This is a genomic window from Xanthomonas euvesicatoria pv. euvesicatoria (genome assembly GCF_020880415.1).
Classification (GTDB): domain Bacteria; phylum Pseudomonadota; class Gammaproteobacteria; order Xanthomonadales; family Xanthomonadaceae; genus Xanthomonas; species Xanthomonas euvesicatoria.
On sequence record NZ_JAJIUJ010000003.1, the window covers coordinates 1 to 13,590 of the forward strand.

Below are 13,590 nucleotides of genomic sequence, written 5' to 3' on the forward strand. Positions count from 1 at the left end.
AAAGGTTGCGATGATTTCAATCGCGGCTGCACCCTTGATCCCACCTACGTATTCCTGCTCTTTGCCTTCCTTCGTCGCTTTCTCGTATCCGGCTTCCCATTCGTTCCAGGCACCGACCGCGGCACTCTTGATGTCGCGGGGAATTTTCGCGGGATCCTCAACTGCGGAGTTCGCGTAGACCGCTGCCGCGCCCATGACCAGATTGCGGAAGTCGCGATCATTGCTGAACTGATGGGCGAATTTAGCCAGGTCAATGGTGTCGCCAATCATCCCAAGGCCACGGGATGTTGCGCCTTTCATGGCACCGTAGCTGCTCTGCGCTTCACCGGTGCCGTAGCCGCCTAATCCAGCGGCGGCGCGTTCAAGGTAGCTATTTTGCGGATTGTCTCGGGCGTCATTGGCCCACCTCCTAGCTTCTGCCAGGTTGTCGCTGATCTGCTTGTCCGTCCAGTCGAGCGCTTCACCCGTTCTGAGCTTCGCCGTCTCGTAACCAGCAACAACAGGCTCTTCGATGTAGCGCTCGTAAGTCCGTTCGGCCAAAGACTCGTTGACATTTGCAGCATCCAAAGCCGCATCTAGCCGCTTGCAATCAGCAGGCGGAAGCCTGGAGCTAATGGCATCAATCAATGATCCAAGTTGCTCACGCCCACGTTCACTGGCGTAAGCCGGCGAACTCACAATGTCATTGACAACACCCTTCGCATCCAACCCGTCCATGGACTGATGCGAGTAGATCAGTCGGTAGGCTTGATAAGCGGTGAGATCTACTTGGCTGTTTGCATCAGTGGCTTGGGCGAGGGCAGCAATGTCTGCGCTGCGCGTCTGGCGGATTGAGTCATTCATGTCAAAGTCCTTCTCTTCATGATGCATGGGTTAGCGGAACTGCGGGTAGTCCTTGATCAGACGTTCTTCAACGGCCTTGTCAAGCGGATGGACATCCACACTCTTGATCTCGCGCAGCACTTTCCAAGGCGTATCGATCAATGCGTGATCAGCATCGAACTCTGGAAGGTGGTGCTTGCGTCGTAGTGCTTGGATGGCCAGCAGCTCTGCCGGGAAAACACGATCGATCGTGGCATCGAACTCATAGCGGGTCCGATCAGTGTTCTCTTTGCTACGTGAGATGTGGAAGTCAGCAGCCATTTGCATCAGGGCCTGGAACTTCACTTCATCTACCGTGTTCCAGGCATCGAGCACCGCTTGGTACTCAGGAATGAGTGGTTTGAGAGGTTTAAAGCATGTTGGAATATTAAAGTGTGTTGAGAAGAGTTCCACCGCAAAGACATCCGAAGTAGCGTTCTTGACCTTGCGCATCTCAGGCATCGTATTGATGCGCTGATCCTTCTCTGCCATTTCAATATAAAGCTGAGCGCAAGTCGAAGCCTGGCCCCACCACGAAAGCATCGAAGGCCCCATAGCCTTCATGCTGTCTGAGAACTCCCTGGGCCAGTTCCCAAGATCCTGACGCATGTCGGAATACATCGCATCCCAGCGAAAAACAAGAGCACGCAGCTGAACTGCGTGCTGGATCAGGCGGGAGAGATCTTCTGTGTCAGAGCGAAAAAAACCATCGCAGCTTGCTACATCGAAATAGAGCGCCAGGCGGTCTAACTGCAGGCCTGCCTTTGGGTCCAGCTCACCTGGCATGTCCAAGAATTTTTGGATCGCAGCCTCTGCTTGCTCAGCCTTGCCCTTTGCTTGGGCCTGTTCCAGCCACTCTCGGCATTCCTGAGCCAGCTTTTCGAGCGATGGATGGGTGTGCAATTTTTTCATCTTCTTCCGGTCCTTGCCTGGTGCCTTTAACTCCGATCCGCTGACCTCAACTTGTCAGGGAAAGCCATTGGCGAAAAGCATCGCACTGATACGCTGCCGCACCAACTCCTGGAACGGACCAGCGTTGTCATGGATCGCATCGCTTTGGTCGGCAAAAGCGGGCCAGAATCATCCTGGTCCGGGTTTCAACAACCATCGCTGGAAGCGCCTCTTTCAGCTCATCCAGAAACTCATCGATCCTGTCGAGCTCTATGTCACCGGCCAGACCCTCATCAAGTCAACGTGTTAAGAATTGCGGTCAGTACGTTTACTAACAGCGAGCCTATGCTTTCCTCGCTATAGAAGCTCAGCCACGCTTCGATTTGCTCTGCGCATCGGTTAGGGACGAGAAGCAATGCTCGTTCAAACACTTCTGCCGAAGCCGGCTTATTCAAGCTTTCCACCAGCGCGTTGTACGCTGGCGTCCCGCGCTTTGCTCAGGCACAAAGCACCGACTTTAGCCTTTCCAGCGTGCAAGCAACTGCGTGCAATCGTGCAGGCGCCAGTCGGCGAAACCGGGCCAGGGATCGCCGGGTGTATTGACCAGCACAGTGCACGCACCGACGGCGCGGCCGCAGGCCAGGTCATTGTGATGGTCGCCGACCATGACCAGCGCGCTGCCCTGCATCGACCAGCGCTGCGCGAAATAGTGCAGCCCGTCGGGCGCAGGTTTTGGGGCCGCCTCGTCGCGGCCGACGATGTCGTCCCAGGCGAACGCATCGTCCAGACCGATCGCCTGCAACGTGATCTTTGCCAGCTCGCGTGCGTTGCGGGTGAGCATGCCAAGCCGGCAACCAGAAGCATGCAGCGCGCGCACCAGCGCCACTGCGCCCGGCGCGGCGCGTGCGCCTTGGGCAAGCGCACGCTCGTGTTCGAGCAACCAGGCATGCTTGGCCGCCGCTTCGTCGGCCGGCAGCGCGGCCAGGTGGTGCAGGATGTCCGCCTCTGGCGGGATGTCCAGCGCGCGGCGGATCAGGGCGAAATCGTGCGCAGCCTCGGTCAGCGTACCGTCCATGTCGAAGACCCAATGGCGGTAGTCGGACAACGTGGGAGCGCGCGCGGTGAGTGTCATGCTGTCCATCCGTGCAAAGACATGAAAGTGATCGATTCGATGCGGCATGCGGCGGTGCGGCCAACTTGCAGGGCGCCATCAGCGACTTGGCCCAGCGCGGTCGACATGGCGTCTGCACGCACCGCCAAGCCGGTGCGTGTGGCGCCCGGTCGGCATGTACTTGCGCGGACACTCCAACACGCGCGCGCCCCTGCCACCGAACGAATGCGCGTCAGGTTCGCCGACCGCCGCGAGCGCGCAGTGCCGACGCGCTGCAGCGCCATCACACCGGGGTACCGCACAGTCGATCAAGCCCGCCAGTGCTGCACTAGCCCGCACACACGTTCGATGTACGCCGGCATGTCATCGCGAGCCGGCCTACTTCCACCCGGGCATCTGCGTGGTGTCCAGGCCGCCGACCTCGAACTCTGCGGTGCGCGTACCGCCGGCCTTGACCGGGAACGTGATGCTGATGCGCTTGGCGTTGCGTACGAGCTTCCACAACGCCTTGTCATCGTCGATGAATATGGCAATGGCTTCGTCGGTGTCGGGGCGGTGCGCCGCCATGGCACGCGGCGCGCCGCCATCGGCCGCCACCTGCACCTTGCAGCCACCATAGCAATTGAAATCGCCGGCCTTGAGCACGAGGTAGCTGTGGCGCTTCCACTGCGGATGATCGCGAAGCACCAGGCTGACCGGCTTGGGCCCGCTGCCATCCACATCCACACGTTGCTTGGCATCGATCATCGCCGAGCGCTGCGTACCGCCCTTGGCCGGCACCTGCGAGTACTGCCACAGTGCCTGCATGCGGCGCAGCTCGCGCGCCTGCTCGCCCTTGGCCTTGATATCGGCATAGCCCGGTTCGATACGCGTGGCAGCCGCGGTGCCGGCATAACCTTCGATCAAGGCCGCACCATGCGCACGCGCCATGTCCCAGTTCTGCGCTTTCACCGCTTCGTCGTATTGCTTGGCGAGCGCATCGGCCTGGGCTTCCCTGGCCTGCGCCTGCGCGGTGGCCTGCGCCTGACGTTGCGCCTCGCGGTCGGTGCAGGCACTCAAGGCGGCAACGCACAAGGCCGCGCTCAGCAGATACTTCATCGTCGACTCCGGAGAGAATTCAATCTCAACGATACCAGCCTGCCTGCCGTACCCGCGATCAAACCGCCGGCGACCGTAGGAGCGCACCTGGGCGCGATGGAGCATTCCCGGTAAAGCCACCTCGCGCCCGGGTGCGCTCCTACGGCAGCGATGGAGGTGGCGGGAGGGCGTCTGCAACGCCCTCCGCTACCCTTACGGCTGCGCCGGCGGTGTCGCCTTGGCCTTGGCGATCATCTCGGCCACCGATGCGGTGGTGATCGGGTGATAGCTGGGCTTGGCCTTTTCGAAGGCCTGTTCGGCGAACGCGATGCCGTCGGGCGTCTTCAACAATTCGGCGTAGATCGGCAGCACCAGCTTGCGGCGGCCGACGCGTTCGATGAACTCGCCCGCGGCAGCGCGCGCATCGGTGTAGCCGCTGCGAATGGCCAGCGGATACCAGCGCATGGCGATCTCGCCATTCGGCGTGCCGGTGAAGTGGTACGCCTCATCCAGCTGCTTGAGCTGCTCGGGCTTGAGCGTGGCGCCCATGCCGCTGAGGAAGTGCACCCATTCCTGCGTGCCCCACTCGCTGGTGACCTGCTTGTTCGGCAAGGTGCCGCTGCCGCTCCAGGCGATGCGTGCGGTATCCACGATCGAAAAGCTGCGCGAGCGCGCCTTGGCGGCGAAGGCCGGAATGCCCGGCTGCTTCAGCCACGCATCCACTTCGGCTGCGCTGACCGTGTTGGGATGCTTGTCCAGCAGGTTCTTCTTCAGGTAATCGACGAACTGGTCGGTGGTGGCGCTCTGGAAGGCATGATCGTCGAACCAGCCGCGCAGGAACGGGTCGAATACTTCGCGGCCGAAACGCTGCTCCAGGAACTGCAGGAACCACGCGCCCTTGACGTAGGCAACCTGGCTCAAGGCCTCGTCAGGGTCGCGCTGGGCCAGCGGCGGCAACTCCAATACCTGGTCGGCCGGCGGCATGTCTTTGACTTCGGCCAGCAAATCGCCCTGGTCGATTTCGCGCTCCATCTCGGCCATCTCGTTGCCGTACAGCGCCTCGGTGATGCGGCCCTGCACGTAGGTGGTGAACCCTTCGTTGAGCCAGATGTCCTTCCAGCTGGCATTGGTCACCAGGTTGCCGGACCAGCTATGCGCCAGTTCGTGCGCGACCAGCGAGACCAGCGACTTGTCGCCGACGATTACGGTAGGCGTGGCGAAGGTCAGGCGCGGATTTTCCATGCCGCCGAACGGAAACGACGGCGGCAGCACCAGCATGTCGTAACGGCCCCAGCGATACGGGCCATACAGTTTTTCGGCGGCACCGATCATCTTTTCGGTGTCTTCGAATTCCTTGGCGGCCTTGTCGGCCATGGCCGGCTCGGCCCACACGCCCGAGCGCGCGGAAATCGGCTTGAACACCACGTCGCCGGCGGCGATCGCCAGCAGGTAGGACGGAATCGGCTCGGGCATCTTGAAGCTGTAATCGCCGTCGCGTGCCGCCTTGGGGTCGTTGTCGGCGCTCATCAGCACCATCACGTCCGGGCGCGAGGTGACATGCGCGCTATAGGTGAAGCGCACGCTCGGGGTGTCCTGCAGCGGCACCCAGCTGCGCGCGTGAATCGCCTGCGATTGGCTGAACATGAAAGGCAGTTGCTTGCCTTCGGTCATCGACGGCTCCAGCCACTGCAGGCCCGAGGCGGTGGGTGCGGTGTGATAGGTAATCACCACCTTGCCCGGCTGATTCGGCGCTTCGATGGTGAGTTTGCTACCGAAGGTCTTGTCGGCCGGTGCCAGGGCGAACTGCAGCGGCGACAGGCCGCCCTTGCCATCGTCCGCCTGTACCTGCGCAATGCTCAACTCGCGCGTATCCAGCACCAGTTGTTTGGCGGCCTTGTCCTTCCACTCCAGCGTGTAGGTGGCAGTGCCGCCGATCTGCTTGGCATCGAAATCCAGCTTCAGGTCCAGCGCCAGGTCCTTGATGACCACCAGCTGCGGCTGGGCGTAGGAACTTTCGTCGTGGTTGCGGGCGTCTGCTTTCACGGGAGCCTTGGCAGTGGCGGCCGGCGCGGTGGGGGAGGCCGACGGCGTGGAGTCATTGGAACAGCCGGCCAGCGCGATGGACACGGCCAGGGACAGCGACAGGAACGGGAAGCGCATCGACGGCACCGCAGCAAGGAGAATCAGGCATTTTAGCGCCCTGCGCCGCAGCCTGCCCGTGCCATCGGTGGCCATGCGCGCGATGGCCTGCCACGCGCTGTCGCAACCGGCTTGCCCAGGTCAGGCCACCGGATGGCCGCGCGGGGCGTCGTGCCCGTCGCGCACCAGACGCCGGCCGCCGGAGAACTTGGCGCGGTACATCGCCGCATCGGCGCGGCGATACAGTTCGGTGGCATCCAGCCCTTGTTCGCACACCGCACTGCCGGCGCTCACATGCAGCGGCGCCTCGTCGGCATCTTCGCGCTCGAGCATCGAGAGCCATTGGTTGAGCTTGAGCGTGGCGTCGTCTTCGCTGGCATGGATGCCGATCAGGAATTCGTCGCCGCCCCAACGCCCGACCCAGTCCTGCGCGCCCAACCAGCCGTACGCCGAGTTCACCAGACGCACCAGCACGCGGTCGCCAGCCAGATGGCCGAAGCGGTCGTTGATCTGCTTGAGGTTGTCCATGTCCAGCACGAACAGCACGAACGGCCAGCCTTCGCGCTGGGAGGCGATCACCGAATCGCGCATCGCCTGTTCGCAGCCGCGCCGGTTCAGCGCTTCTGTCAACGGGTCGAACAAGGCGTGTTTCTTGAGATCGCGCATGCCGGCATCGATGCCGCGCAGGCTGCGGTTGATGCCGCGCAACAGGCGGCCCAATTCATCGTCACCCTGTTCGGGAAGCGTAGGCAGGCGTTGATCGGCGTAATACGAATCCAGCGCATCGGCAGCGATGCGCAGCGGCGCCAGCAGCCGGTACAGCGCGACCAAGGTTAGCGCCGTGCCGGCCAGGGTGGCCAGCAATGCCACGATCACCACCGACCACAGCGGGCGCCCGTCCAGTTCGCTCTGCGCTGCCAACCAGGCGATCAACAACAGCAACGGCAGATGGATGCCCAGGAAGGTCACCGCCAGCAGTTTGGCGCTGAAGGAGCGGGGAAACACGCGCGAGAGCCCGGCGTACAAGCGCATCCAACACTCCGGCAAAAGAGCGTTTAGTGTCGCCGAGAGCGTGTGGAGCCAACGCGACGGAAGTCTCAGAACTTCGCTGGTGTATCCATGTGCGACACCGCTTCCACGCCACGCGCGATCCCGTGCACGCGGCGGGCGAGCGCCAGCGCACGCTACGCGCGCCGACGCCAACCAGGCTGAAACGACCTGCTTAGATCTTGTAGCCGGAGTGGATGGCCACGATGCCGCCGGTCAGGTTCTTGAAGTGGCAACGCGCAAACCCGGCCTCGCCCATCATGCCCTTGAGCGATTCCTGCGGCGGATGCTTGCGGATGCTTTCGGCCAGGTACTGGTAGCTATCGGCATCGCGCGCGAACAACTGGCCCAGCTTGGGCAGGATCTTGAACGAGTGGAAGTCGTAGATCGGCTTGAACCACTCGGCGGTGACTTCGGAAAATTCCAGCACGCGCGCCTGGCCGCCGACCTTCAGTACGCGGTACATCTCGCGCAAGGCGGCGTCCTTGTCGGTGACGTTGCGCAGGCCGAAGGAAATGGTCACCAGGTCGAAACTCTGGTCCGGGAACGGCAGCGCTTCGGCATTGCATTGCACGTAGTCGAAACCGGACACCAGCCCGCGGTTGGTCAGCCGGTCGCGGCCCACCGACAGCATGCCGGCATTGATGTCGCCCAGCACCACCGCACCTTCATTGCCCACGCGCTCCTTGAGCAGCACGGCGATGTCGCCGGTACCGCCGGCCAGGTCCAGCACGCAGTCGCCTGGCTTCACCTGCGCGGTCGCCACGAAGTAGCGTTTCCATGCGCGGTGCACGCCCAGGCTCATCAGATCGTTCATCAGGTCGTAGTTACGCGCGACCGAGGTGAACACTTCGCCGACCAGCTTCTGCTTGTCCTTGGCAGCGACATCGCGAAAGCCGAAATGGGTGGTACCGGAGGTATAGGGGGATTCGCTCATGGCTGGATTATCGCACTGCTGACGCCGCCATGACCGCAACCGGACCACAATCGCGTTTTCACCTGCGACCGGCCCTGCGAGCACTCAGTGCGCGACAAGTACGTCCAGCGCGACTGGCAGCCCCACGAGCGGCCCACCCTGCCCGGGTCGGCCTCCACCCCCCTGCACCCTATCCGGCGGCGTATTCAGTACGGCCTGGTGGGCGCGGTGGTGGCGCTCACCGGAGGGCTGAGCAACGCCCTGGTCACCGCCAACCTGCCCTACCTGCAAGGCACGCTGGGCGCCTATGCCACCGAAATGGCGTGGCTGCCGGCCGCCTATGTGATGACCAACATGTCGGCGAACCTGCTGCTGGTGAAGTTTCGCCAGCAGTTCGGGTTGCGCCGGTTCACCGAAATCTTCCTGGCGCTGTACGCGCTCATCGCCTTCGCGCACCTGTTCGTGCACAGCCTGAGCTCGGCGATCACCGTGCGTGCCGCGCATGGGCTGGTGGGCGCGGCGCTCAGCTCGCTGGGTCTGTATTACGTGATCCAGGCGTTCCCGAGCAAATATCGGCTCAAGGCCGTGGTGCTGGGCCTGGGCATGACCCAGCTGGCGTTGCCGCTGGCGCGGGTGTTTTCCACCGACCTGCTGGAATTTGGCGAGTGGCAAGGCCTGTACCTGTTCGAGTGCGGGCTGGCGGTGTTCGCGCTGGCCTGCGTGCTGGCGCTCAAGTTACCGCCAAGCGACCGGTATCGCGTGTTCGAGCCGCTGGATTTCCTCACCTTCAGCCTGTTCGCCGCCGGCGCCGCCGGCCTGGCCGCGGTGCTCTCGCTCGGGCGCCTGCTGTGGTGGACCAGCACGCCGTGGCTGGGCGTGGTGCTGGCCGCGTCCATCGTGCTGCTGTGCACGGCGGCCTGGATCGAACACAACCGCCGTAATCCGATGATCAACACGCGCTGGCTGGCCAGTGCGGACATGTTGCGGCTGGGGCTGGCGATCCTGTTGATCCGCCTGGTGCTGTCGGAACAAAGCACCGGCGCCATCGGCTTCTTCCAGACGCTGGGCCTGGCCAACACGCAACTGCAGACCCTGTTTGCGCTGATGCTGCTGGGCGCGGTGGTCGGCGTGGCGGCCAGCGCGTGGCTGATCAACCCGGCGCGGGTTGCCGAACATCTGATCATCGCGGTGGCGGCCATCTGTGTGGGCTGCTTCATGGATGCCGATGCCACCAGCCTCACCCGCCCCGAACAGATGTATGTGAGCCAGTTCCTGCTCGCCTTCGGCAGCACGTTCTTCATCGGCCCGGCGATGGTGGCCGGCATCGGCCGGGTGATCGCGCAGCCGGGCAACCTGATCAGTTTCATCGTGCTGTTCGGCATGGCGCAGAACATGGGCGGCCTGCTCGGCAGCGCCCTGCTCGGCACCGTGCAGGTGGTGCGCGAGAAATACCATTCCAGCCAATTGGTGGAACATCTGGCGCTGACCGACCCGCAGGTGGCCGCGCGCGTACAGGCCTATGCAAGCCTGTATGGCCGCAGCATCGGCGACCCGGCACTGCGTCAGGCCCAAGGCGTGCGCACGCTGGGCACGGTCGCCACGCGCGAGGCCAATGTGCTGGCGTACAACGACGTGTTCCTGTTGATCGGCTGCATCGCCATCGCCACCGGCGTGTGGATCCTGTCCGTGCTGCTGTGGCGCCGCTATCTGCGCCCCTCGGTATCGCCCCCTCCTCCTCCTGCTCCCACTGCGCGCCCATGAAGACACCAGCAGATTCCTCCCCGCCTGCCGACCGGCAACGTCGTCGGCGTCGTCGTCTGGCCGGGGTCATCGGCTTCGGCGGGCTTGCCCTGATCGGCGTGGCGCTGGTGCTGTATGCCTGGCGCCTGCCGCCGTTCGTCAGTGCGATCGAACGCACCGAAAATGCGATGGTGCACGGTCAGATCACGGTGATTGCGCCGCAGGTGAGCGGCTATGTCACGCAGGTACCGGTGCAGGACTTTGCGCACGTCAAGCGCGGCCAGTTGCTGGCACGCATCGACGATCGCATCTATGCCCAGCAACTCGAACAGGCCAAGGCGCAAGTGCAGACCGCCCAGGCCAACCTTGCCAACTGGGATCAACAACGCCACAGCGCCGAAGCCACGATCGCCGAGCAACGCGCGGCGCTGAGCAGCAACCAGGCACAACGCGAGCGCACCCATTCGGCCTATGCACGGACGCAGCAGCTGGCCAGCCAGCAACTGGTCTCCGAGCAGGACCGCGACACCGCATTTGCCGCGCGCGCGCAAGCCGATGCCGGCGTGGCGCAGGCACGTGCCGCAGTGCAGGCTGCCGAAGAAAACGCCCGCAGCGTGACCGTCAACCGCGCCGCGTTGGAAGCCGCGCTCGCCAATGCACAGGCCACCGTGCAGCTGGCACAGATCAACCTGGACAACACGCGCATCCTGGCCCCGCGCGACGGCCAGCTCGGCCAGCTTGGCGTGCGCCAGGGCGCCTACGTCACCAACGGCACGCAGCTGATGTCGCTGGTGCCGGACACGCTGTGGATCGTGGCCAATTTCAAGGAAACCCAGATGGCCAGGATCCGCATCGGCCAGCGCGCCAGCTTCACCGTGGATGCGCTGGACAACGCGCGTCTGCATGGCCGCGTACAGGACATTTCGCCGGCTGCCGGCTCCGAATTCAGCGTGCTGCCGGCCGATAACGCCACCGGCAACTTCGTCAAGATTGCCCAACGCATTCCGCTGCGCATCAGCGTCGATCCGGACCAGCCGTTGGCGCCGCGGCTGCGGCCGGGCATGTCGGTGGTGGTGGCCGTCGATACCGACAGCGCAGTCGACTAGGCACAAACCGGTATCCGCGCGTGGGCACCAGTGTCGGCGCAGGTCAGGCAGCCAGTACCCCACACCGGCATGACGTCGCAGCTCAACGGCGGCACTGCCGCTATCATGCAGTGATGCCCACCATGCCCCTTCCTGCCCTGCACTGGCAGCACCTGCGGTTTGCGCAACTGAACACCACGCAGCTGTATGCGCTGCTGCGGCTGCGCACGGATGTGTTCGTGGTGGAGCAGCAATGCGCCTATCCGGAACTGGATGGCAAAGATACCGATCCGGCGGTGCTGCATCTGCTGGGCACCGCCAATGACGCCGCGTTGGCGGCTTACCTGCGCGTGCTGCCGCCGGGCTTGAGTTATTCCGAACCGAGCATCGGCCGTGTGGTCGTCGCCGCTGCATTTCGTGGCACTGGACTTGCGCATGCGCTGTTGCGCGAAGGCATCCGGTTGGTGCACACGCAGTGGGCGGGTCACGCGATCCAGCTCGGTGCGCAGGCGCACCTGCAATCGTTCTACGCGGCGCACGGGTTTGCACCTGCTTCCGCACCGTACCTGGAAGATGGCATTCCACATCTCGACCTGCTGCGCCCCGCCGGCGCGGCCCCTTTGGAGTTCGCATGATCACCACCCCCGACTACCGCGCATTGCTGGACACCGCCATTACCGAAGCACGCCAGGGCCTGGCCGAAGGCGGCATCCCGATTGGCGCAGCGCTGTACCACAACGACGGGCGCCTGCTCGGCTGCGGCCATAACCGCCGCGTGCAGGAAAACGACCCCTCGGTACACGGCGAGACCGACGCATTTCGCAAGGCCGGCCGCCAGCGCCGCTACAAGGACACAATCATGGTCACCACGTTGGCGCCGTGCTGGTACTGCAGCGGGCTGGTACGCCAGTTCAACATCGGCACGGTGGTGGTGGGCGAATCGGTCACGTTCCAGGGCGGCATCGCATGGTTGCGCGAGCACGGCGTCAACGTGATCGATCTGCATAGCCAGGAATGCATCGACCTGCTTGGCGGCTATATTTCCGCCAACCCGGATGTGTGGAACGAAGATATTGGCGAGGATTGAGGTCAGCGCCACTGCAGGTGCGTAGCCGTGCGCGGTGACAGATGACAGGCAATGCCACTGCGCAGTGGCGCTGCTGTTTGGCTTGCATCGCAGTGCCAATCTGCACCAAGACCTGGCTTGTTCGCAGTGCCTTCTGCAAACAAAAAGACCCGCCAATGGCGGGTCTTTTCTAAACCGTTCGCACGTCGCCGTGCAGCACCATCAGAGGATGTAGCGACTCAGGTCCGGATCCTGTACCAGCTCACCCAGCTGCGCATCCACATAGGCGGCGTCCACGGTCACGCTCTGCCCATCGCGATCGGGCGCTTCATAGCTCAACACATCCAGCAGACGCTCCAACACCGTGTGCAGGCGACGGGCGCCGATATTCTCCTGGCGCTCGTTGACCTGCGCGGCAATCTCGGCAAGCCGATCCACCGCGTCGGGTGCGAACGTCAATGCCACGCCTTCGGTCTGCAGCAAGGCCTCGTACTGCTTGATCAAGGCGGCCTTGGGCTCGGTGAGGATGCGCACGAAATCGGCCTTGGTCAGCGCGGTCAGTTCCACGCGGATCGGGAAGCGGCCCTGCAGCTCCGGAATCAGATCGCTGGGCTTGGCCAGATGAAACGCGCCGGATGCAATGAACAGGATGTGGTCGGTCTTGACCGTGCCGTACTTGGTGGACACGTTGGAGCCTTCCACCAGCGGCAACAGATCGCGCTGCACGCCTTCGCGGCTGACATCGCCGCCGCTGGAGCCGGCTTCGCCGCGCTTGGCCACCTTGTCGATCTCATCGATGAACACGATGCCATGCTGCTCGCACGCCTCGATGGCCGCAGTGCGCACGTCGTCTTCGTTGACCAGCTTGCCGGCTTCTTCCTCGATCAACAGCGGGCGCGCCGCCTTGATGGTGAGCTTGCGCTTCTGCGACTTGCCGCTGCCCAGATTGGAGAACATCTGCCGCAATTGCTGGCCCATTTCCTCCATGCCCGGCGGGGTCATGATGTCCATGCTGGCGTTCACCGCCACGTCCAGTTCGATCTCGCGCTCGTCCAGCTCGCCGTTGCGCAGCATGCGACGGAACTTGATGCGCGTTTCGTTGTCCTGCGACGAGGGCTCGTTGCGCGCCGCTTCAGGATCAAACCCAATCCCGGCCGCGCGACGTGGCAGCAATGCGTCCAGGATGCGGTCTTCGGCACGCTCTTCGGCCTGGTTGCGCACGCGCACCTTGGCCTGCTCGCGATACAGCTTGACGGACGTATCGGCCAGGTCGCGGATGATCTGCTCCACATCCTTGCCCACATACCCCACTTCGGTAAAGCGCGTGGCTTCGACCTTGACGAAGGGCGCATTGGCCAACGTCGCCAGGCGCCGCGCAATCTCGGTCTTGCCCACGCCAGTGGGGCCGATCATCAGGATGTTCTTGGGCATCACTTCGTTGCGCAGTTCTTCCGGCAACTGCATGCGGCGCCAGCGGTTACGCAGCGCGATGGCAACCGCGCGCTTGGCATCGTGCTGGCCAACGATATGACGGTCGAGCTCCTGCACGATTTCGCGCGGAGTCATGGTGGCGGTATCGGGATTTGGCATTAGGGAATCGAGAATTGGGAAGGGGGAATCGCAAAAGCAAACATCAAGAGCCTATGGCGTCGAAGTG

Annotated in this window: 11 protein-coding genes and 1 pseudogene; 4 read left to right on the forward strand and 8 right to left on the reverse strand. The window is 63.5% G+C overall.

Annotated features, from left to right (window positions below; all coding sequences use genetic code 11):
- The 7 genes and pseudogenes from LN450_RS00220 to ubiE all read right to left on the reverse strand — a co-directional run.
- A pseudogene (locus LN450_RS00220) lies at positions 1 to 843 on the reverse strand (XVIPCD domain-containing protein); the annotation flags it as partial.
- Positions 844 to 873: 30 nt separating this feature from the next.
- A complete protein-coding gene (locus LN450_RS00225; protein WP_011346322.1) occupies positions 874 to 1,773 on the reverse strand; it encodes a hypothetical protein in 900 nt (299 codons plus the stop codon).
- Positions 1,774 to 2,269: 496 nt separating this feature from the next.
- On the reverse strand, positions 2,270 to 2,893 hold the full coding sequence (locus LN450_RS00230) for an HAD family hydrolase (RefSeq protein ID WP_039417003.1): 624 nt from the start codon (positions 2,891 to 2,893) through the stop codon (positions 2,270 to 2,272).
- A gap of 348 nt (positions 2,894 to 3,241) precedes the next feature.
- On the reverse strand, positions 3,242 to 3,961 hold the full coding sequence (locus LN450_RS00235; protein ID WP_039417001.1) for a hypothetical protein: 720 nt from the start codon (positions 3,959 to 3,961) through the stop codon (positions 3,242 to 3,244).
- A gap of 192 nt (positions 3,962 to 4,153) precedes the next feature.
- Complete coding sequence (locus tag LN450_RS00240; protein WP_011346319.1) at positions 4,154 to 6,100, reverse strand: M1 family metallopeptidase; 1,947 nt, start codon at positions 6,098 to 6,100, stop codon at positions 4,154 to 4,156.
- A 120-nt stretch (positions 6,101 to 6,220) separates the two neighbouring features.
- The gene (locus LN450_RS00245; RefSeq protein ID WP_008577298.1) at positions 6,221 to 7,111 is read right to left on the reverse strand and encodes a GGDEF domain-containing protein; all 891 of its coding nucleotides are present in this window, start codon (positions 7,109 to 7,111) and stop codon (positions 6,221 to 6,223) included.
- A 190-nt stretch (positions 7,112 to 7,301) separates the two neighbouring features.
- Positions 7,302 to 8,063 carry a bifunctional demethylmenaquinone methyltransferase/2-methoxy-6-polyprenyl-1,4-benzoquinol methylase UbiE gene (gene ubiE / locus LN450_RS00250; RefSeq protein WP_041855026.1) on the reverse strand — a complete coding sequence of 254 codons (762 nt, stop codon included), beginning with the start codon at positions 8,061 to 8,063 and terminating at the stop codon, positions 7,302 to 7,304.
- An 87-nt stretch (positions 8,064 to 8,150) separates the two neighbouring features.
- On the opposite strand from ubiE, the gene LN450_RS00255 reads away from it, so the two are divergent.
- From LN450_RS00255 to LN450_RS00270, 4 genes are all read left to right on the forward strand, one after another.
- Positions 8,151 to 9,803 carry an MFS transporter gene (locus LN450_RS00255; protein WP_011346316.1) on the forward strand — a complete coding sequence of 551 codons (1,653 nt, stop codon included), beginning with the start codon at positions 8,151 to 8,153 and terminating at the stop codon, positions 9,801 to 9,803.
- Positions 9,800 to 10,888, forward strand: coding sequence for an HlyD family secretion protein (locus LN450_RS00260; protein ID WP_008577304.1), 1,089 nt, complete (start codon positions 9,800 to 9,802; stop codon positions 10,886 to 10,888). The genes LN450_RS00255 and LN450_RS00260 overlap by 4 nt, the downstream gene beginning before the upstream one ends.
- A 113-nt stretch (positions 10,889 to 11,001) precedes the next feature.
- Positions 11,002 to 11,502, forward strand: coding sequence for a GNAT family N-acetyltransferase (locus LN450_RS00265; protein WP_039416996.1), 501 nt, complete (start codon positions 11,002 to 11,004; stop codon positions 11,500 to 11,502).
- The gene (locus tag LN450_RS00270; protein ID WP_011346314.1) at positions 11,499 to 11,954 is read left to right on the forward strand and encodes a nucleoside deaminase; all 456 of its coding nucleotides are present in this window, start codon (positions 11,499 to 11,501) and stop codon (positions 11,952 to 11,954) included. The genes LN450_RS00265 and LN450_RS00270 overlap by 4 nt, the downstream gene beginning before the upstream one ends.
- A 201-nt stretch (positions 11,955 to 12,155) precedes the next feature.
- On the opposite strand, the gene hslU is transcribed toward LN450_RS00270, so the two are convergent.
- Entirely contained in the window at positions 12,156 to 13,523 is a 1,368-nt protein-coding gene (hslU, locus tag LN450_RS00275; RefSeq protein ID WP_011346313.1) for an ATP-dependent protease ATPase subunit HslU, read from the reverse strand.
- Between the last annotated feature and the right edge of the window lie 67 nt (positions 13,524 to 13,590).

What these genes read in the sequence shown, in the direction of transcription:
- LN450_RS00230 (WP_039417003.1), bottom strand. Translation starts at nt 2,893, where the DNA reads ATGGACAGCATGACACTCACCGCGCGCGCTCCCACGTTGTCCGACTAC.
- LN450_RS00245 (WP_008577298.1), bottom strand. Translation starts at nt 7,111, where the DNA reads ATGCGCTTGTACGCCGGGCTCTCGCGCGTGTTTCCCCGCTCCTTCAGC.
- hslU (WP_011346313.1), bottom strand. Translation starts at nt 13,523, where the DNA reads ATGCCAAATCCCGATACCGCCACCATGACTCCGCGCGAAATCGTGCAG.
- LN450_RS00260 (WP_008577304.1), top strand. Translation starts at nt 9,800, where the DNA reads ATGAAGACACCAGCAGATTCCTCCCCGCCTGCCGACCGGCAACGTCGT.
- LN450_RS00240 (WP_011346319.1), bottom strand. Translation starts at nt 6,100, where the DNA reads ATGCGCTTCCCGTTCCTGTCGCTGTCCCTGGCCGTGTCCATCGCGCTG.
- LN450_RS00265 (WP_039416996.1), top strand. Translation starts at nt 11,002, where the DNA reads ATGCCCACCATGCCCCTTCCTGCCCTGCACTGGCAGCACCTGCGGTTT.
- LN450_RS00270 (WP_011346314.1), top strand. Translation starts at nt 11,499, where the DNA reads ATGATCACCACCCCCGACTACCGCGCATTGCTGGACACCGCCATTACC.
- LN450_RS00225 (WP_011346322.1), bottom strand. Translation starts at nt 1,773, where the DNA reads ATGAAAAAATTGCACACCCATCCATCGCTCGAAAAGCTGGCTCAGGAA.
- LN450_RS00235 (WP_039417001.1), bottom strand. Translation starts at nt 3,961, where the DNA reads ATGAAGTATCTGCTGAGCGCGGCCTTGTGCGTTGCCGCCTTGAGTGCC.
- ubiE (WP_041855026.1), bottom strand. Translation starts at nt 8,063, where the DNA reads ATGAGCGAATCCCCCTATACCTCCGGTACCACCCATTTCGGCTTTCGC.